Below are 19,210 nucleotides of genomic sequence, written 5' to 3' on the forward strand. Positions count from 1 at the left end.
ACGCTACCGAACCGCGCTGACCTGCGCTTCTCTGATCCTGCTCGGCCTGCTGACGTGCTTGGCCCAGCAGCCCGGGACGGCCGAGAACGCGCTGTGGTTGCGGGCGCGGTACGCGCTCGGGCTCTCCCCGACCAGCTCGGTGAACCGGGTGCTGAACGAGCCGAGCGAGGTGGCGCCGACCGCCAGGCAGACCTCGGTGACCGACAGGTCGCCCCGGCGCAGCAGCGCCTTGGCCCGCTCGATCCGCCGGGTCATCAGGTACGTGTACGGGGTCTCCCCGTAGACCGCGCGGAACTGGCGGGAGAAGTGGGCCGGGGACATCAGCGCGGCGCGGGCCATCGCGGGCACGTCGAGCGGGCGCGCGTACTCCCGATCGATCAGGTCACGGGCGCGGCGCAGCAGCTTGAGGTCCGCAGGATCCACCCGACCAGGATGGCACATCCTTCCCCGCCCGCCACCTCCCGCCGCCTCCCGCGGCCGCCCGCTCATGCCCGCCGGGTCCGCGGGTTGCGCGGCGGGCGGCGATGACGCACTATGAACGTGCGTTCATGAACGCACGTTCATAACGAGGGAGGGGGCTGGCGTGGAGGCGACCGTCAACGTCGATCAGGCGCGGGCATGGAACGGTTACGAGGGTGAGCACTGGGCGCTCCACGCCGACCGCTACGACGCGGTGAACAGCGGCGTCAACCGGTTCCTGCTGGAGGCAGCGGCGCCGGGCGAGCGGGACCGGGTGCTGGACGTCGGCTGCGGCACCGGCCAACTGACCCGGCTGGCCGCCGCCGCCGCGCCGCACGGGCACGCGGTCGGCGTCGACCTGTCCGCGCCCATGCTCGCGGTGGCGCGGTCGCGGGCCGCGGCCGACGGGCTGGCCAACGTGACCTTCGAGCGGGGCGACGCGCAGGTCCACCCGTTCCCGCCGGGTGGCTTCGACGCCGCGCTCAGCCGGTTCGGGATCATGTTCTTCGCCGACCCGGTCGCCGCCTTCGGCAACATCCACACGGCGCTGCGACCCGGCGGGCGGCTGGCGTTCGCCTGCCTCACCGACCTCGACGGCACCGACCTGGGCACCCTGTTCGCCGCGATGGCCCCGCACCTGCCCCGTCCCACCGGCCCGGCCGGCAGCGGCCCGACCTCGTTCGCCGACCCGGAGCGGATCGCCGCGGTGCTCGGCGCGGCCGGGTTCCACGACGTGACCTGCACACACGTGGAGACCACGCAGGTCTGGGGCCGTGACGTGCCGGACGCGGCCGAGTTCATCTCGGGCTGGGGACCGGTGCGCCACCACATGACGCTGGCCGGGCCGGCGGCGGCCGAGCACGCCCGGGCCGGGCTGACCGCCGCGCTTGCCGACTTCGCCGGGCCGGACGGGGTCCGGCTGTGCGGCACGGCCTGGCTGGTCGCGGCGGCGGCCTGATGGCACCGCGCCGGGCGGGCGCGCTGCGCGCCGAGGACGGCCGGATCGGCCTGCGCGAGCACCTGATCGGCGCGGCCGAGCGGTTGATCGCCGAGCACGGCACCGCCGGGTTGACCGTGCGGGCCATCGCGCGGGCGGCCGGCGTCGCCGACGGAGTGCTCTACAACCACTTCGCCGACAAGGAGGAGTTGCTGGCCCACGCCCTGTACGCGCACGTCCAGGCGGTCGAGCGGGCGCTCGGCGCGCTGCCCACACCCGGCACCGGCACGGTCGAGGCCAACCTGCGGGCACACCTGCGGTACGGGTTGGCGCTGCACCGGGCGATCCTGCCGGCCTTCGCCGGGCTGCTCGGCCGACCGGCGGTGCTGGCCCGGTTCGCCGAGTTGGACGGGGCCGGCCGGCCGTGGCGGGACCGCCTGGCCGGCTACCTGCACGCCGAGCGGGACCTGGGCCGGCTCGGGACGGACGTCACGGATGCCCGGCTGGCCGCCGCCGCGGCGATGCTCGTCGGGATCTGCCACGACACCGTGCTGACCCGCCTGCTCGCCCCCGGCGGGCCGCACCCGGCGCCGCGCCCGGCCGGTGGACCGGGCAGGTCGGATGCGCCGGACGCGGCGCTCGTCGGGCCGGTGATCGCGGTGCTGCTGGCCGGCATCGGTCGGTGACCGTGCCGGCACCGGCTCAGATCACCCGCTCGTTGCCGCCGTCCACGGTGATCTGCGCGCCGGTGGTGGCCGCAAAGGCCGGCCCGCACAGCGTCGCGGCCAGCTCGCCCACCCGGGCACTGGTGATCTCCGTACCGAGCAGGTTGCGGCGCTTGTACTCCGGAACGGTCAACCCGTACCGGCCGGCGCGCGCCGCGAGGACCTCCTCGGTCCACAGCCCGGTGTCGAAGACCGCGTCCGGGTGCAGCACGTTCACCCGGACCCCGTCGGCCGCCCACTCCAGCGCGGCGACCCGGGCCACCTGCGTCACGGCCGCCTTCGAGGCGGAGTAGGCGACCGCGCCGGGTCCGGGGGCCGGGGCGTTGCGCGAGGCGATGACGACCACCCGGCCGCCGCCGGGGGCCAGTGCCAGCAGCGGGTGGGTCCGGGACAGCAGGTACGCCACGGACTGCGCGTTCGTCGACATGGTGTCCCGCCAGGACGCCGGATCCAGCTCGGCGATCTCCTGGCCGGCCGGGAACACCCCGGCGGCGGCGATGACCATGTCCACCCCGCCGAACCGGTCCACCGCCGCGTCCAGCGCGTTGTCCACGGCCGCCTCGTCGGTGACGTCGACCCTCAGGCCCAGCCGGGACGGCCCGTCCGACCCGGCGACGGACGGGTCCCGGTCCAGGGCCACCACGCAGGCGCCCCGGGCCAGCAGCGCCGCGGCGCAGGCCCGGCCGATGCCCGACGCGGCGCCGGTCACCACCGCGACCTCGCCGGCGAACTGCGCCGGGGCGCCGCCGCGGCGCAGCTTCGCCTGTTCCAGCTCCCAGTACTCGATGTCGAAGATGTCGCCCGCCGGCAGCGCCCGGTAGCCGCCGGCCGCCTCGGCGGCCTCGATCACGTCGATGGTGTGCCGGTAGATGTCCTGGGCCATCCCGGTCTCGGCGTCCCGGCGGCCGGCCGTGAGCAGGCCCAGCTCCGGGTCCAGCAGCACCCGCGGCGCCGGGTCCAGCATGGTGAGTTCCGTGCGCGCCCGATCGCGGTGCTCCTCGACGTACCGGCGGTACGCCTCGGCGTACCCGGACACGTCGGTGCCGACCAGCGGGACCCGCTTGGTGCGCAGCACGTGGTCCGGGGTGAGCGGGCCGCGGCCGGCCACCGCGGCCAGGTCGGGCCGGTCCAGGAACGAGCGCACCGCCGGGTCCTCGTACCGGCGCAGCAGCATCGGGGCGCCGGCCGCGGCGGAGACCTCCCGGCGCAGCCGGGCCAGCCGGGTCCGCGGCACCGGTCGGGGCGGGGCCGGCGCCGTCCGGGTCCGCGGCAGGCCCATCCGCCGCTCGGCCCGGCCGACCAGTTCGATGTGCCGCCGGTACGCCTCGGCGGCGTCCGCGCCGAAGGTGAACAGGCCGTGGTTGAGCAGCACCATGCCGACCGTCCCGGCGTGCGCCCGCTCCGGGTAGCGCTGCGCGCACAGCCGGGCCAGGTCGAAGCCGGGCATGACGTACGGGACGACCACGACGCGCTCGCCGTAGACCTGCTCGACCAGCCGCTCCCCCGCCGGCTGGTTGGTCAGCGCGAGCACCGCGTCGGCGTGGCTGTGCAGCACCACCGGGTGCGGCAGCAGGGCGTGCAGCAGCGTCTCGACGCTCGGGTCCGGGGCGGTCGCGTGCAGCCGGGCGCAGCGCAGCTCGTTCATCATGTCGCCGTCGCCGAGCCGCGGCAGGCGCAGCAGGGCGTGCAGCCGGTCCAGCCGCAGGGCCGTGAAGCCGGCCGCCGTCATGGTCGCCAGGTCCGAGCCGCTGCCCTTGACGTGCAGCACCCGGACCGGCTCCCCGGTGAGGTCGGTGACGGTGGTCTTGACCGAGGTGTTGCCGCCGCCGTGCAGCACCAGGTCGGGGTCGGCGCCGAGCAGCCGGGACGCGTACACCAGCGGGGCGACCGGATCGGCGCCGTCCGGGGCGTCGGTGGCGGACCAGCGGTTGCGCATCGGATTCGGCTCCTCGGCAGCGGTCGGGGATCAGGCCGGCCCGGCGTCGTCGTCCGGGCGGCCACCGGCGGCCGGCAGGATGATCCGGCGCTCGGTGACAATCGCGGTGACCAGGTCCGCCGGGGTGATGTCGAAGGCGTAGTTGAGTGTGCCGGTGCCGGCGGGCGCCAGCGCCGCCGCGCCCAGCACGGTGATCTCCTGCGGGGCGCGGACCTCGATGTGCACGTCCCGGCCGGACGGCGTCGCCAGGTCCACCGTCGACTCCGGGGCGGCGACCACCATCGGCACCCCGGCCCGGGCCGCGGCCAGGGCCAGCGGGTACGTGCCCACCTTGTTGACCACGTCGCCGTTGGCGGCGATCCGGTCCGCGCCCACCACGACGGCCCCGACCAGACCCTGCGCCAGCACCGAGGCCGCGGCCGAGTCCACCACCAGGGTGTGTGGCACGCCCAACTGGGCCAGTTCCCAGACCGTCAGCCGGGCGCCCTGCAGCAACGGGCGGGTCTCCGAGGCGTACACGTGGGTCAGCGCGCCCTGCTCGCGCAGCGACCGGACCACGCCCAGCGCGGTGCCCCACTCGACGGTGGCCAGCGCGCCGGCGTTGCAGTGGGTCTGCACCGCCAGCCGCGGCCCCACGGTCTCGACCAGCCAGCGGGCGCCGCGCTCGCTGAGCGCCCGGCAGCAGCGCACGTCCTCCGCCAGCACCGCGAGCGCCTCGTCCAGGGCCGCCGCCGGGCCGTCGGCCTCGACCCGGGCACGGACCCGGTCGACCCCCCAGGCCAGGTTGACAGCGGTGGGGCGGGCGGCCCGGACCGCGGCGGCGGCCCGGCCCAGTTCCGCCGGGTCGTCGGGGTGCAGTCGGGCGGCGAGGGCCACGCCGAGCGCACCCGCGGCACCGAGCGCCGGCGCGCCCCGGATCGCCAGCGACCGGATGGCCGTGACCAGGTCCTCGATGGTGCGGATGCGCAGGAATTCCACCTCGTGCGGCAGCCGGGTCTGGTCGATCGCGACGATCAGGCCGTCCTGCCAGTCGATGGTCCGCATCCACACCTCCTGCCCGCGGCCACGGCGTACGACCGCGACCACAACCTACGGCCGCGAACCGCCCGCCGCCAAGCCCCGCGAAACGGCACGGTGACAAAGTACGCATTCCCGCCTCGCCCAATTTGGCCCGTCCGGGCGCAAGCAATTCTTCTTTGGTGTTGTCTGGTCCGTGCACAAGCCGCCGGTATGACACGCCTTCTGCGGTTCGCTTTTCTTTGTGTGTTGTGCGGCGCGCGCTCTCCGGCACGGGCAAACGGCCCAATTTAGCAGACGCATATTGTGGATCGCTCAAGCCCGACTGGACCAGCTTCTCCGGAGATTCAAACCGTCCCTGAACTGCTGATACTCACCGCATTCGACAACAGGGAGAGGGTTGCATCAATCCGACTTCCGCCCTTGACAACGTGGCACACAGCATCGATTGACTCCGACAGACGCCAATATGTTGACGGCATTCGTCGACGCTCATAACATGTTGCCAATGCTCGAAATACGAGCAGGAATCGCATTGAGGGAGCGTGATATGAGCCAGAACGCCACGCTGACCACCCGGTCGGCAAAGAAGGTCGTCGTCCGCAAGGCCGGCCCGGTCCGGCTGACGGCCGAGGCCAGCGCCGCCTACATCCCCTGGATGTGCCTGCCCGTGACCCCCTGAGGCAGATCCGCCGCCCGGCCGGGACACCGGCCGGGCGGCACCACCCCGTCCCACCGGCTCCACGAGTGCCGGTCCGCGCACCCGGGAGCAGCCTTGAGCGGACAGCAGACGACGGAACAGGACCACGGATACCCGCCGGACTCCCCGGTCGCGGTGCCGGACCTGGTCTACCAACCCGACGGTGCGGACGTCGTCGTCGGACGGCACGCCACCGGCGCCTACGTCGTACTGCCGGCCGACGCCGCGGCCGTGATCCAGCGGCTCGCCGAGGGGATGACGCCGGCCCAGGCCGGCGCCTGGTACGAGCGGGAACACGGCGAGGACATCGACGTGCTCAGCCTCCTCGACGACCTCGTCGAGTTCGGGGTGCTCCCCGGACCCGGTGCGGCGCCCGACGCGTCGTCGGCCCGCGCGGCCGCGCCGGTCCGTTGGCGCCGGCTCGGCGAGCTGCTGTTCTCCCGGCCCGCCCTGATCGGCTACGGGCTGCTGGCGCTCGCCGGTCTCGCCGTGCTGATCTGGCAACCCGACCTGCGTCCGACCTACGACCAGATCTTCTTCACCGACTACCTCACCGTGGTCACGATCGTCCTGGCCGTCGGACAGTGGCCGCTGATCCTGTGCCACGAGGCCGCCCACGCACTCGCCGGGCGGCGGCTGGGCCTGCACACCCGGATGTCGATAAGCACCCGCCTCAACTATCTGGTGGTCGAGACCGCGATGGACGGGCTGGTCACGGTTCCCCGCCGCAAGCGGTGGCTGCCGATGATCGCCGGGATCGGCTGCGACCTGGTCATGATGGCCGTGCTCACCCTGGTGGCGGCGGCGCTGCGGGCCGAGGACGGGTCGCTTCCGCTGGCCGCGCGGCTGTGCCTGGCGCTCAGCTACGGCACGCTGCTGCGGGTGGTGTGGCAGCTCTTCTTCTACCTGCGCACCGACATCTACTACCTGCTTTCCCTGGTGCTCGGCACGGTCGACCTGCACGGGACGGCAGCGCGGATGCTGGGCGAGCGGCTGCGCCGGCTGACCCGGCGCCCCGCGCCGGAACGGTCCCCGGCGCCGCCGCACCCCACCGACGTCCGGGCCGCCCGCTGGTACATGTGGCTCATGGTGGTCGGCTACGCCGTCACGCTGACCACCTTCGGGATGGCCATCGTGCCGCTGGCGGCGCGGTTCGTCGTCGAGCTGGTGGGACGGATCGCCGATCCGGGCGGCATCTGGCACGTCATCGACTCGTACCTGGTGTTCCTGCTGGCGGTCGGGCAACTCGCCCTCGTCGCCGTCGTCGCGATCCGCAACCGCGCCGCCGCGCGCGCCCAGCTCTGACCCGTGGAGGCAACAGTGTCAGACACCCCGCACCGGTGGATCCGGGCCGCGCACCACCGCGACCGGCTTCGGCTGCTCGACTCCGACCTCGGCGCCCCCGCGCTGGCGCGGCTGGACGCGCACCGGAACCTGCGCGGCCCCTACACCGCCGCCGGGGCGCTGCTGCGCGAGATCGTGCCCGCCATCCTCGCGCGCCGGCCCGACCTGGTGCACCGGCACGAGATCGAGATCCTGTCCATCGCCCCGGAGCTGCGCGACGTGGTACCGGTGACCCGCGAGACCCTCACCTCGCTGGCCATTCCCGGCGAGCGGACCCGCTTCTACTCCCGGCTGCGTACCCTGCGCCACGCGCACGGCGTCGCCGAACTCGTCAACGCGTGGCTGGCCGACCTCGACGAGCCGCGCACCCTGCTGGTGAACAACGTGCACCAGGCCGACCCGACCGACCAGGAGCTGTTCGCCGTCCTGCTGCGCCGGGCCGATCCGGCCCGGCTGTGCCTGCGCCTGGCGACCGGGATCGAGCCGATGGACGAACCGATCGGCCGGGTGGCCGTCCCGCTCTCGGCGGCCCTGCGCCGCCACGCCGTCCCGGTCGAAGCCGTTGCCGCCGCCCCGGCGCAAGACGCCACCGCCGTCCCGGCGCAAGACGCCACCGCCGCAGCCGGCGGGTCCGCCGCATCGGCCGCGCTGGCCCGGGAGTACGTGTGCAGCGACTGCGTGGACGACGACCCCGCGCTCTACGCCGCGTACGCCGGACTCGAACCCGACGCCCGCGCGGCCCTGCACGACGAACGCGCCGACGAGCTGCTGGCCCGGGACGAGTGGTCGCTGCGGCTGGGCGCCGTCGCGCTGCACCGGGAACGGGGCGCCGACCCCGCCGGCGCCGGTGCCGACGCCCTGCGGGAACCCCTCGAATACTGCGTCAACATGGGCTTCTACCACGCGAGCATCGACTACGGACACCGCGGCCGGGCGGTGATCGACCCGACGGCGCAGCTCGAACACTGGTGGGCGTTCACCACCAAGGCGACCACGTCGCTGCTCGCGCTCGGGCTGCCGCTGGACGCGCTGGCCCTCTACGACGAGGCGCGGGCGCACACCACCGCGCCCATGGTGCACATGCAGTCGGCGTACGCCACCTCGATGATCTACACGCGCCACCTTGAGAAGGACGAGCGCGACCACCGCCGGGCGCGGGCCTGGGGCAACGCCGCGATCGCGTACGCCGGACTGCTGCCCGAGTCGTTGGACCGCTCCGCGCACCTGGTCTTCAACCGCAACGGCCTCGCGCTGGTCGCGATGCACGAGGGCAGGCTCGACGAGGCGCTGGAACTGGTCGAGCAGGGAATCGTCGAGCTGGACCGGGCGCTTGGACCCGACGAACACCAACTGCACCGATCGGTGCTGCGGCACAACCGCTCGCAGTTGCTCAACGCCCTCGGCCGCCGTGAGGAGGCGCTGGCCGAACTCGACGCGGTGATCGCCGCCGACCCGAACTACCCCGAGTACCACCTCGACCGGGGCAATCTGCTGCGCCGGCTCGGGCGGCCGGCGGAGGCGCTGGAACACTACGACCGGGCCAGCCGGCTCTCCCCGCCGTTCACCGAGGTCCACTACAACCGGGCCGACACCCTGCTGGAGCTGGGCGAGGTGGAGGCGGCGCTGGACGGGTTCGACTACGTGCTCGATCTCGATCCGGAGCACCTGGACGCCCGGATCAACCGGGCCGGGCTGCGGTACGCCCTCGACGACCTCGACGGTGCGTGGACCGACGTCCGGCTCGGGCTCGCCGCCGACCCTGACAACGCGCATCTGCTCTGCGTACGGGGCCAGTTGGAGCTCGACGACGACCCGCGGGCCGCGCACGCGACGCTGACCGCCGCGGTCGCCGGCGCCCCGGAACTGGCCGCCGCCTGGTCGGCGCGGGGTCTGGCCGCGCACCGGACCGGTGACCTGCCGGCGGCGCTGGCGGATCTCGGCCGTGCCCTGGACCTTGAGGACTCCCCGGTCACCCGGTTCAACCGGGCCATGGTGCTGATGGACGCCGGGCGCCACGAGCCGGCCCTCGCCGATCTCACCCTTGCCGCGGAGGCCGACGACGATCCGGAGACCTGGCAGCAGCGCGATCTCTGCCTGCAGGCGCTGGGCCGGGCGTGACGGCCCGGGCCGGGTCTGCCAGCCGGCCCGGGTCTGCCAGCCGGCCCGGTTCGGCGCGCCGGCCCGGGCGGCACCGGTGGCCCGGCCGACACCGGCGGCACCGGCCGGGCGGCGGAGGCGGTCAGGGCTTCCGGGCCACCCCGCCGACGATGGTGTGGTAGGTGCCGGTCTGCCGGGACTCCACCGCGTCACCCGGCCGCCACTGCGCCAGCGGGACCAGTCCGGGCGGCACCAGTTCGAAGTCGCCGAAGTAGGCGAGCACTTCGGACCGGGTCCGCCAGCGCCCGGTGCCCAGGGTCTCGTTGAAGACCTTCTCCACCGCGCGGGCCTGCGCGGAGATCTCCGGCTGGGCCTCGCCGGGGTCGAAGAAGTGGGAGATCGCCAGGTGGCTGCCGGAGACCAGCGGGGCGCAGAACCGCCGGGCCAGGCCGGCCGGGTCGTCGTCGTCGCGCAGGTGGTGCAGGATGCCCATGAGCAGCAGCCCGACCGGCTGGGTAAAGTCGATCATGCGGGTGACGTCGGGATGCGCGAGGATCTGCTCGGGCGCCCGGACGTCACCGTCCACCACGACCGTCGTCGCGGCGTTGGCCAGCAGCGCCCGGCCGTGCGCGAGCGCCATCGGGTCGTTGTCCACATAGACCACCCGGACCGCCGGGTTCACCCGCTGGGCGATCTCGTGCACGTTGCCCTGGGTGGGCAGCCCCGAGCCGATGTCCAGGAACTGCCGGATGCCGGCCTCGGCGGCCAGGTAGTGCACCGCGCGCCGCAGGAACGCCCGGGACGCCCGGCCGGACTCCGCACCGTCCGGGGTGATCCGCAGCGCGGCCTCGGCCGCCGCCCGGTCGACCGCGAAGTTGTCCTTGCCGCCGAGAAGGTAGTCGTAGACACGGGCGATGCTCGGCCGGCTGGTGTCGACGCCCGGCGGCGCCTTCTCGGTCGTCAAGGCTGCTGTCCCTCCGAAGGATCGCCGTCGATCGACGCGGCGACGGGTCCGCGGCGATCCTGGCCGCCGCGGCGGACGCCGCTCGTGACGGCCTACCCGGCGCAAGGTCGTGTTCACATGACGTACAGAGGATAGATGAAACGGCCCATCCCGCCCGACCCGGCGCGGCCCCGCTCCGGCCCCGGCCGTGCACTGTCGACATATTGACAGCGGGCGTTCCGGAGCAGGTTCCCCGGACCGACCGGGCGGCCGGCGGCGGACGGCGGGCGGCACCGTGGCATCGCTACACCGCGACACCGCGACACCGCGACACCGCGGCATCGCGGCTCTGCGGCGCCGCCCGGGTGGCGGGCGGGCCGCGGCCGGCCCGCCACCCGGCTCAGTCCAGGCCGGCGGTGTCGAACGCGACGAACCGCAACTCCGAGGTGTACCGGTTGCCCCGGTCGTCGAGCAGCCAGACCTGTTCGGGCGTGGGCAGCATCTCCGTCACCGTCAGCCGGGCGTCCGGGTCCTTGCGCACCAGCCGGCGCACGGCCTTGGCGAAAAGGTTCACATAGACCGGGCTGTCGAAGTCGACGAACAGCGGTCGCGGCTCGGTCGGCGAGGTCACGAAGACGAACCGGGGCAGTTCGCGCGCCGCCCGGAACCGGCGGGCGCCCAGGTACCGCAGCGCCTCGGTCTTCTCCGCGGCAAACTTCAGCCCGGCGGCCGGGAACCGCCACGTCTCCCGCGCGATGACCAGCTTGTCGACGGTCACCCGCGGCGTGTGGTCCCGCTCGGCCAGGATCCGCCACCGGTCCAGCACCAGCGAGGTCAGCACGTGCGCGAAGACGTCGATCACGTCGAACTCGGTGCCGTCGGGCAGGACCGCCAGCAGGTCCTCGCCGCGTGCCCGGACCGCCACGTCCGCGCTGTTGAGCGTGCGCGGGCGGCGCGGGTCGGCGGTGAAGTCGGTGAGCGCGACGTAGTGGTCCTGCGGCCGGGCCAGGCTGTAGCGGATCCGGGTGGAGAGCCGGGACCGGTTCTCCTTCGGGATCAGCGGCAGCAGCCGGGGCGCCGGATGGTCCCGGCCGGTCAGCGCGAACAGTTCGTCGGGGTTCGGGTGCTGGTGCAGGTAGAGCGCGGCGCCCAGGGTGTTGATCGCCACGTGCAGCTCGCCGAGCACCAGCTCGAACTCCCCGCGCGCCACCGCCTCCGCGCTGGCCGCGGCGATCATCACGTCCGGGCTGAGGTAGCGGGCCGACGGCCACCCGCCGCCCGGCGCGTCGAAGTTCTCCCGGACCCGCTCGCTGATCTCCGGCAGGCGACGGTGCACCCGGGCGGCGTCCGCGGGCAGGTCGAGCACCCGCTCCCAGCGGGTCCAGAACTCGCGCTGGAGTTCGGCGGCGTCCGCCGGGGCGTCCCGGTGCAGGATCGACATGCAGCCGAACCAGAAGCTCGCCAGGTCGGTCGGCCCCAACTCGTCGAAGACCCGCCGGGCCCGGGCGCGGACCCGGCCGGCCAGCTCCGAGGTCAGCCAGGTCGCGCTGGTCAGCAGCGCGTCCAGCGGCTCCAGCGCGGACAGCACGTCGCCGCCCACCCGTACCGTGGCCGCGCGCCGGCAGTCGGCGTAGACCAGGCCGCGACCGGGCGCGGTGGTGGCGCCCTTCTCCCGGGCCGCGGCGGCGTCGGTCAGCGCCACGAAGTCCCGCTCCAGCGCCGCGATCGCGGCCGGCAGGTCGTCCGCATCGTCCGCGTCGGCCGCGTTGGCCGCGTTGGCCGCACCGGTCGGGCCGGCCGCCGCGCGGACCCGGTCCCGGCCGCGTTCCAGCAGGTCGAGCTGGTCGAGGCCGCGTTGCCGGGCGACCGGGTCGCCGACGCCGGAAAGCCACTCCCGCAGGTACCGCTCCGGGTACGCCCCGGCCGGCAGGTCGAGCCGCCAGTGCACCAGGCGGCGCCGGACCAGCTCGGTCAGCGCCCCGGTGACGTCGGTCCCGAGCTGCCGGCCGATCGCCACCGCCGGGCGCACCCCGTCGCAGAGTTCGAGGACCCGGACCAGTTCCGCCGGCAGTTCCTGCGACGGCCGGCCGGGCAGCGTGGCGCCGGTCGGGTCGAGCCGGACGAACGGCACCCGCCGCGGCGCGACCCAGCCGGCCAGGTCCGGGTCGGCGCCCAGGCTGCGGGCCAGCGCGTCGACCGCCCAGCTGGCGAAGTAGATGGTGGTCTCGGCGACCAGCCCGTCGCCCGGGGACACCGCCAGCCCGCCGATCGCCGGGTCGTACCGGCCCCAGCCGACCGGGCCGAAGAAGCCGATCGTGTCGTTCTTGACGCAGAACCGCTGCCAGTAGTGCGCCACCAGCTCCTCCCGCTGGCGCAGCTGGCTGGTCCGGCCGGACTCGGGACGCCAGCGCAGGAACGGCCGGACGGCCCGGTCCAGCAGCGCCCGGTTCTGCCAGCCGACGGCCGCCCGGTACTCCGGCGCCGCCGCGATCTCCTGGAGCAGGAGGGTGTTCTTGACCGCCGCCGCGTCGTACGTCTCCTGGAACTGGCGCAGTTGCGCCGGCGTCGGCACCGGCGGCAACCCGTCCGCGGCCACGATCAGCTCCTGCGGGACCAGCCGCAGCACGCCGTCGGCCGGGAAACCCGGACCGCGCAGCGCGAACTGGTCCCACACCCGCCAGCGGCCGCCCAGGCGCGGGGGCGTGCCCTCCGGGGCGACCATCTCAGCCCACCCGCCCGGCCAGGTCGGCGTCCACGACGCCGGCCAGCTCCGCCGGGGTGGGGTAGGAGAACACCAGCGCCACCGGCAGGTCGATGCCCAGCTCCTCCTGCAACCGGGCGGTGACCTGGAACGCGGCCAGCGAGTCGCCACCGTTTTCGAAGAAGTCGGCGTCCGCGTCGAGCGTGTCGTCGGAGAGCGCCTGCCGGTAGATCGCGGTGACCAGCGCCGTGAGGTCGGTGCCGGTGACGTTCTTCTGCTCGGTGGTCATCGTGCTGTCCCTTCGGGGTCCGGAAGTGGCGCCGGCGAACCGGCCAGGGCAAGGCGGTCGACCTTGCCGGTACGGGTGGTCGGGAAGCGGTTCAGCCGGGCGAACCGGCGGGGGATCATGTGCGGCGGCAGGGTCTGCGCGAGGTACGCCCGCAGCGCGGCGTCCGCCACCCCGCCCAGGTCGCCGGTGAGGTGCGCGACGAGGTGGATCCGCGCCTGCGCGTCGGTGGCCGCGGTGATCGCGGCCCCGGTCACCGCCGGGTGGGCCAGCAGCGCGCCCTCCACCTCGCCGGGGTCGACCCGGTACCCCCGGATCTTGATCTGGCGGTCGCGCCGGCCCAGGTACTCCAGGTTCCCGTCCGGGCGCAGCCGGGCCAGGTCGCCGGTGCGGTAGAGGCGGGCGCCGGGCGGGCCGGCCGCGTCCGGGACGAACCGCTGCGCGGTCAGCGCCGGGCGGCCCGCGTACCCCCGGCCCACGCCCGGTCCGGCGATGCACAGCTCCCCGACGGCGCCCGCGGGGACCGGTTCCAGGTCGGTGCCGAGCAGCCGCACCGCCGCGCCCTCGATGGGTACGCCGATCAGGTCCACGGTGGTGTCCGGCCGCTCGGGCACGTCGAACCGGGTGGTGGTCATCGTGCACTCGGTCGGGCCGTACTGGTTCACCAGCCGGCCCGGGACCAGCCGGCGGCCCCCGGCGGCCAGGAACGGCCGGATCGGCTCGCCGGTCGTGGCGACCAGGCGCAGCCCGCGCAGCCAGTCGGCGGCGCCGTCCTGGGCGGCGAGGAAACTCAGGAACGAGGGCGTCACGCTGAGCATCGTGTTCACGCCGTGTTCGGCGAGGGCCGCGAAGAACTCGGCCGGGCGCAGCAGCGTGGAGCGCGGCAGCACCACGAGCCGCCCGCCGGCCAGCAGCGGCGCGAAGGTGTCCCGCAGCGCGGCGTCGAAGCCGGGCGGCGCGAGTTGCAGCGCCACGGTGTCCGGCCCGAGCCGGTAGTCGCGGACGATCCCCCGCAGGTACGGGTGCAGCCAGCGGTGCTCGATCAGCACCGCGTTCGGGGTGCCGGTGGAGCCGGAGGTGTGGCCGACGTACGCGAGGGAGCGCGGCGGTACCCCGGCCGGCAGCTCGATTGCCGGTGTCCCGGCGGGCAGCTCGATTGCCGGTGTCCCGGCCGGCGGTTTCATTGCCGGTGTCCCGGCCGGCGGTTTCATTGCCGGTGTCCCGGCGGTGGCCTCGTCGATCAGCACGGCCGGGCCGGGCAGGCCCAGCGCCGCGAGCCGGGGTGCCAGCGTCCGGCTGGTGATCACCACGTCCGCACCGCGGGCCAGCGCCGCCAGCCGGCGGTCCGGCAGGTCCACGTCGACCACCAGGAACGCGGCGCCGGCGCGCAGCACCCCGAGGGTCGCCACGACCGGGTCCGCGCCGCGGTCCAGCGCGACCACGCAGACCCGCTCGGCGCCGACGCCGCGGCGCAGCAGGGCGACGGCCAGCGCCTCGGACCGGCGGCGCAGCTCGCGGTAGCTGACCGTACCCCCGGCGTGCTGATCGCCGGTGTGTCGTCGGCCGGCAGCTCCGACGGGAACGTGGTGATCACAGGAACTCCTCGCGGGTCTGGTCCACGGCCACCAGCCGCAGCTCCGAGCAGTACCGTTCGCCCCGCTCGTCGGTCAGCCAGGCCTGTTCCGGGGTGGGCAGCATCTCGCTGACCGTCAGCACGGCCGCCGGGTCCGCGGTGCGCAGCCGGCGGATCGCCTTGGCCAGGATGTTCACGTACACCGGGCTGTCGAAGTCCACGTAGAACGGACGCGGCTCGGCGGGCGAGACGACGAAGGCGAAGCGCGGCAGATCCTGCTCGGCCCGCCACCGGCGGGCGGCCACGAACCGCCGCGCCTCCGACTTCTGCGCCGCGAAGTCCAGCGTGCCGGCGGCGAACCGCCACGTCTCCCGGGACAGCACCATCCGGTCCACCGTCACCCGGGGGGTGTGTCCGACGTCCGGTTGCAGGGCGAACCGGTTCATCACCTGGTTGGTCAGCGCGTGGCCGAAGACCTCCAGCAGGCCGAAGGTGGCGCCGTCGGGCAGCACCACGACCAGTTCACCGTCCCGCTCCCGTACCTGCACGTCGCCGCCCGGCACGGTGCGCGGGCGGTGCGGGTCGGCGGTGTAGTCGACCAGGCCGACCAGGTAGTCCTGCGCCCGGGTCAGCGCCGGACGGCTGCGGGTGGACCAGCGCAGCAGCTTGGACTCCTTGGGCAGCATCGGCATCAGCCGCGGGCCGGGAAAGTCGCGGTCGGTCTCGGCGAGCAGTTCCCCGGCGTCCGGGTGCTGCATCACGAACAGCGACTGGGTCAGCGTGTTCGTGCCCACGTGCATCTCGCCCAGCACCAGTTCCAGCTCGCCGCGGGCCACCGCCGCCGCGTCGGTGGCCAGGACGAACACGTCCGGGCTGACGTAGCGGGCCATCCCCCAGCCGCGTCCCGGCCCGCCGAACGCCGCCCGGACCCGGTCGGCGATGTCGGCCGAACGCAGCCGCACCCGGCTGGCGCCGGGCGGGGCGTCGACGATCGCCGCCCAGCGCCGCTGCATCTCCTGGCGGATCCGCTCGGCGTCCTCCGGCGCCCCCGGGTACGGGTTGGGCATGCAGCGCATCCACAGCGACGCCAGGTCCACCGTGCCCTGCTGGTCGCGCAGCTGCTCGTACCGTTCGCGGATGCGACCCTCGGCCACCTCGCCGAACCGGTCGACCAGCCAGCGGGCGGCCAGCAGGCAGAACGACAGCGGGGTCAGCTCGGCCAGCACCGCGGCCCCGACCCGGACGGTCGCCGAGCGCCGGGAGTCCGAGTAGGTCAGCGCCCGGCACGGCGCCGTCTTCGCGCCCTTCGCCCGCTGCGCGGACGCGTCGGTCAGCTCGACGAACGACGCCTCCAGCGCGCCCAGCGCGTCGATCAGCGCCGCCGGGTCCTGCCCGGCCGCGCGCACCCGTTCGCGCCCGCGTTCCAGCACCGCCAGCCGGTCCAGCGCGTCCGCCCGGACCCGGGCGTCGGGCACCCGCTCCAGCGCGGCCCGCAGGTACCGGTCCGGGTGGGCGCTGGCCGGGATCTCGATCCGCCAGACGATCCAGCGGCGCCGCACCATCGCCGCCAGCACGGCCAGTACCTCCGCCGGCGGCCGGCCGGTCGCCGCCGCGATCGCCGCCGGGTCCCGGGTGCCGTCGCACAGCTCCAGCACCCGCCGGTCGGCGGCGTCCACCGGCTGCGGCGGGCAGCCGGCCAGCTCGACGCCGCGCTCGGTGAGCCGGGCGAAGGAGACCCGCCGGGGTGGGATCCACGCCCGCATCCCCGGGGTGTCCTCGATGGTCCGGGCCAGGGTGTCGATCGCCCAGCTGGAGAAGTACACCTCCGACTCGGCGATCAGCCGCTCGCCCGGCTCCACCTGGAGACCGGGCAGCGCCGGGTCGATCCGGCCCCAGCCGACCGGGCCGAAGAAGCCGATCGTGTCGTTCTTGACGCAGAACCGCTGCCAGTAGTGCGCCACCAGCTCCTCCCGCTGGCGCGGCATGCTGGTGCGCCCGGCCACCGACGGGCGCCAGGACAGGAACGGCCGGATGCCCGAGCCGAGCACGGCCCGGTTCTGCCAGCCGACCGCGGCCTGGAACGCCGGCCGCGCCGCGATCTCCTGGAGCGTTTCGGCGGTGGCGACGGCCGCGGTGCCGAAGAACTCCTCGAAGCCGTCCCACTCGGGGCCGGTCGGCGGGGCCTCGGCCACCTTGTCGGCGGCGGCGGCCAGCCCGGCCGGGGCCAGCCGGAGCACCCCGGCGGCCGGGAACCCGGGTCCGCGCAGCGCGAACTGGTTCCACAGCCGCCAGCCACCGGGCAGCAGCACCTTGTCAGACATGTCCCAACGTCCTTTCCGGGGCGGGCGTGGCGGTGGTGTCCGAGACGAGCCGGGTCAGCGCGAACAGGACGTTGACCGTGGCGATGCTGGCGGTGACCGCGACGACCAGCAGGCACGCCTCGATCCCCACCCGGTCGGTGAGCACGCCGGCCAGCAGCAGACCCAGCGGGCCGGCGATGCTGCCCACCGTGATCACCGTCTGGATCACCGAGGGCAGCAGGCCGGCCGGCGCCCGCACGCTCACGATCGCGGCGTACGGGGCGTTGGAGACGGTGACCGCGGCCGAGGACACCGCGACGGCCACCACCAGGGCCGCGGGCGGGACCGGCAGCAGCAGGAACCACAGCGGAAGCGCGATCAGCACCATGGCGGTCCGGGCCAGCCGCACCGGGTCCAGCCGGCTCGCCACCAGGTACGTCACCAGCGAGCCGAGCAGCGCCCCCGCGCCGGAACCGGCCACCAGCAGACCGCCGGCGCGGGCGTCGTGGCCGAACCGGGTGTACGCCAGCAGCGGCAGGCTGATGGCCAGCACCCGCAGCACGAACCCGAACAGCACCGTCGAGATCACCGCCTGGCCGAGGAAGCGATCCGTGCGCAGGTAGCGCAGCCCGGCCCAGACGTCGTGCTGCTGCGCGGCCGGCGCCGCGCCGCCGGCGGTGCGCGGCACCAGGGTCAGCAGCACCAGGAACGACGCCACGTACGAGGCCGCGTCGATCCAGAGCACGGTGGCCGGGCCGAGCAGGGCGATCAGGGTGCCGGCCAGCGCCGGGCCGCCGACCGCGGCCACGTTGTAGATGCCGTCCAGCACGCCGTACGCCTGGCTGAGCGCCCGCGGGGAGGCGCCGATCAGATCCATCGCCAGCACCCGCTGCGAGGCGGCGTACGGCACCCCGAACAGCCCGGTCAGCGCGACCAGCGACAGCAACGTCCCCAGGTGCAGCGCGCCGGTGGCGTGCAGGATCGGCACCAGGGCCACCAGCGGGGCGCGGGCGGCGTCGGCCACCAGCATCGTCCGGCGGGCGCCGAGCCGTTGCAGCACGCTGCCGCCGACGAAGCCGAGCAGGGCCATCGGCAGCACCTGCACCGCGTACACCAGGCCGGTGCGGGCCGCCGAGCCGGTGGTCTCCAGCACCAGCCAGGGCAGCGCCAGCATGGTCATCTGGGTGCCGACCGACGAGATGCCGCCGGCGACGTACATGGCGGCCCGGGGCCGGCTGCCGGCGGTCACCGCGGATCGACCGGGGAGCGGCCGGAGCACCATTCGAGCACGGCCCGCGCGCTGTGGTACTTGTTCTCGGCCTGGGCGAAGGCGATGCTCGCCGGCCCGTCGAGCACCTCGGCGGTGACCTCCTCACCGCGGTGCGCCGGCAGGTCGTGCATGAAGACGCCCGCGCCGCAGCGGTCCAGCACACCCCGGTCGACCTGGAACGGCGCGAACAACTCCCGCCAGTTCGGCACCGGCTTGGTCGTGCCGGTGGTCTGCCAGCGGGTCGTGTACACCACGTCGACCTGCGGCAGCGCGGCCATGTCGTGCCGCTGCGCCACCCGTGCGTCGTTGGCCTTCGCGGCCGTGGCGGCCCGGTCCAGGAAGTACGGGTCGACGCCGAAGCCGGCCGGCGTCCGCAGGTGCAGTTCGGTGCCGGCGAACCGGGACAGCGCGAGGCACAGCGCCGAGGCGGTGTTGTTGCCCTCGCCCACGTACAGCACCCGCAGGCCCTCGACGGAGCCGAAGTGCCGGGTCAGCGTGGTCAGGTCGGTCAGCGCCTGGGTGGGGTGCTCGCTCGCGCTCATCGCGTTGACCACGGCCATCCGGTGCGACACCGCGTACCCGCGCAGTTCGGCGTCGCCGCCCGCGCTGCGCACCACCAGCACATCCAGCATCCGGGACAGCACCTCGCCGGTGTCGCCGACCGTCTCGCCGGTGTTCTCCTGCAGGTCCTGCCCGCCGTAGGTGATCAGCCGCCCGCCCAGCCGCAGCGCCGCCGCCGAGAACGCGGTCCGGGTCCGGGTGGAGGTGTTGCGGAACAGCAGCCCGACGACGTCGCCGTCGCACGGGCGGGCGTCGCCGGCCGTGCCGGCGCTGTACTCCGCCCCGCGCCGGACTATCCAGCGCAGGTCCTCGTCGCCGAGGTCGTCGATGGAGATGAGGTGTCGGCGTGGGCGCATCGGGG

14 protein-coding genes and 1 pseudogene are annotated in these 19,210 nt (G+C 74.6%); 5 read left to right on the top strand and 10 right to left on the bottom strand.

The window, feature by feature from the left end:
• Positions 1 to 3: 3 nt before the first annotated feature.
• Positions 4 to 441, bottom strand: a complete 438-nt coding sequence (locus tag CIK06_RS16495) for a helix-turn-helix transcriptional regulator (protein WP_095565572.1) — start codon at positions 439 to 441, stop codon at positions 4 to 6.
• 142 nt (positions 442 to 583) lie between these two features.
• Between CIK06_RS16495 and CIK06_RS16500 the strand changes: the two genes are divergently transcribed.
• Both CIK06_RS16500 and CIK06_RS16505 read left to right on the top strand, forming a co-directional pair.
• Positions 584 to 1,417: a class I SAM-dependent methyltransferase gene (locus CIK06_RS16500; RefSeq protein ID WP_095565573.1), complete on the top strand. Its 834-nt coding sequence runs from the start codon at positions 584 to 586 to the stop codon at positions 1,415 to 1,417.
• Entirely contained in the window at positions 1,417 to 2,082 is a 666-nt protein-coding gene (locus CIK06_RS16505) for a TetR/AcrR family transcriptional regulator (protein WP_095567900.1), read from the top strand. The genes CIK06_RS16500 and CIK06_RS16505 overlap by 1 nt, the downstream gene beginning before the upstream one ends.
• 16 nt (positions 2,083 to 2,098) lie before the next feature.
• Here the strand turns inward: CIK06_RS16505 and CIK06_RS16510 are convergent, their stop codons facing one another.
• Positions 2,099 to 4,057, bottom strand: a complete 1,959-nt coding sequence (locus CIK06_RS16510) for a bifunctional aldolase/short-chain dehydrogenase (protein ID WP_095565574.1) — start codon at positions 4,055 to 4,057, stop codon at positions 2,099 to 2,101.
• Positions 4,058 to 4,087: 30 nt separating this feature from the next.
• Positions 4,088 to 5,101: an S-methyl-5-thioribose-1-phosphate isomerase gene (gene mtnA / locus CIK06_RS16515; protein ID WP_095567901.1), complete on the bottom strand. Its 1,014-nt coding sequence runs from the start codon at positions 5,099 to 5,101 to the stop codon at positions 4,088 to 4,090.
• Positions 5,102 to 5,624: 523 nt separating this feature from the next.
• On the opposite strand from mtnA, the gene CIK06_RS31910 reads away from it, so the two are divergent.
• The 3 genes from CIK06_RS31910 (at position 5,625) to CIK06_RS16525 (ending at position 9,236) form a co-directional block, all read left to right on the top strand.
• Positions 5,625 to 5,756, top strand: coding sequence for a hypothetical protein (locus CIK06_RS31910; protein WP_255408500.1), 132 nt, complete (start codon positions 5,625 to 5,627; stop codon positions 5,754 to 5,756).
• A 93-nt stretch (positions 5,757 to 5,849) separates the two neighbouring features.
• Positions 5,850 to 7,079: a hypothetical protein gene (locus CIK06_RS16520; protein ID WP_095565575.1), complete on the top strand. Its 1,230-nt coding sequence runs from the start codon at positions 5,850 to 5,852 to the stop codon at positions 7,077 to 7,079.
• Positions 7,080 to 7,094: 15 nt separating this feature from the next.
• A complete protein-coding gene (locus tag CIK06_RS16525) occupies positions 7,095 to 9,236 on the top strand; it encodes a tetratricopeptide repeat protein (protein ID WP_095565576.1) in 2,142 nt (713 codons plus the stop codon).
• A gap of 121 nt (positions 9,237 to 9,357) precedes the next feature.
• Here CIK06_RS16525 and CIK06_RS16530 read toward each other — a convergent pair whose 3' ends face one another.
• The 7 genes and pseudogenes from CIK06_RS16530 to CIK06_RS16560 form a co-directional block, all read right to left on the bottom strand.
• Positions 9,358 to 10,179, bottom strand: coding sequence for an SAM-dependent methyltransferase (locus tag CIK06_RS16530; RefSeq protein ID WP_095565577.1), 822 nt, complete (start codon positions 10,177 to 10,179; stop codon positions 9,358 to 9,360).
• 379 nt (positions 10,180 to 10,558) lie between these two features.
• Complete coding sequence (locus tag CIK06_RS16535) at positions 10,559 to 12,880, bottom strand: lantibiotic dehydratase (protein WP_095565578.1); 2,322 nt, start codon at positions 12,878 to 12,880, stop codon at positions 10,559 to 10,561.
• A gap of 1 nt (position 12,881) precedes the next feature.
• Complete coding sequence (locus CIK06_RS16540) at positions 12,882 to 13,148, bottom strand: phosphopantetheine-binding protein (protein WP_095565579.1); 267 nt, start codon at positions 13,146 to 13,148, stop codon at positions 12,882 to 12,884.
• Positions 13,145 to 14,736, bottom strand: a pseudogene (locus CIK06_RS16545) (amino acid adenylation domain-containing protein). The gene CIK06_RS16540 and the pseudogene CIK06_RS16545 overlap by 4 nt, the downstream one beginning before the upstream one ends.
• The gene (locus tag CIK06_RS16550) at positions 14,736 to 17,039 is read right to left on the bottom strand and encodes a lantibiotic dehydratase (protein WP_095565581.1); all 2,304 of its coding nucleotides are present in this window, start codon (positions 17,037 to 17,039) and stop codon (positions 14,736 to 14,738) included. The pseudogene CIK06_RS16545 and the gene CIK06_RS16550 overlap by 1 nt, the downstream one beginning before the upstream one ends.
• Positions 17,032 to 18,267, bottom strand: a complete 1,236-nt coding sequence (locus CIK06_RS16555) for an MFS transporter (protein WP_232533669.1) — start codon at positions 18,265 to 18,267, stop codon at positions 17,032 to 17,034. The genes CIK06_RS16550 and CIK06_RS16555 overlap by 8 nt, the downstream gene beginning before the upstream one ends.
• Positions 18,264 to 19,205, bottom strand: coding sequence for an ornithine carbamoyltransferase (locus tag CIK06_RS16560; RefSeq protein ID WP_095565583.1), 942 nt, complete (start codon positions 19,203 to 19,205; stop codon positions 18,264 to 18,266). Before CIK06_RS16560 ends, CIK06_RS16555 begins: the two co-directional genes overlap by 4 nt.
• Between the last annotated feature and the right edge of the window lie 5 nt (positions 19,206 to 19,210).

Source organism: Plantactinospora sp. KBS50, assembly GCF_002285795.1.
Taxonomy (GTDB): Bacteria; Actinomycetota; Actinomycetes; order Mycobacteriales; family Micromonosporaceae; genus KBS50.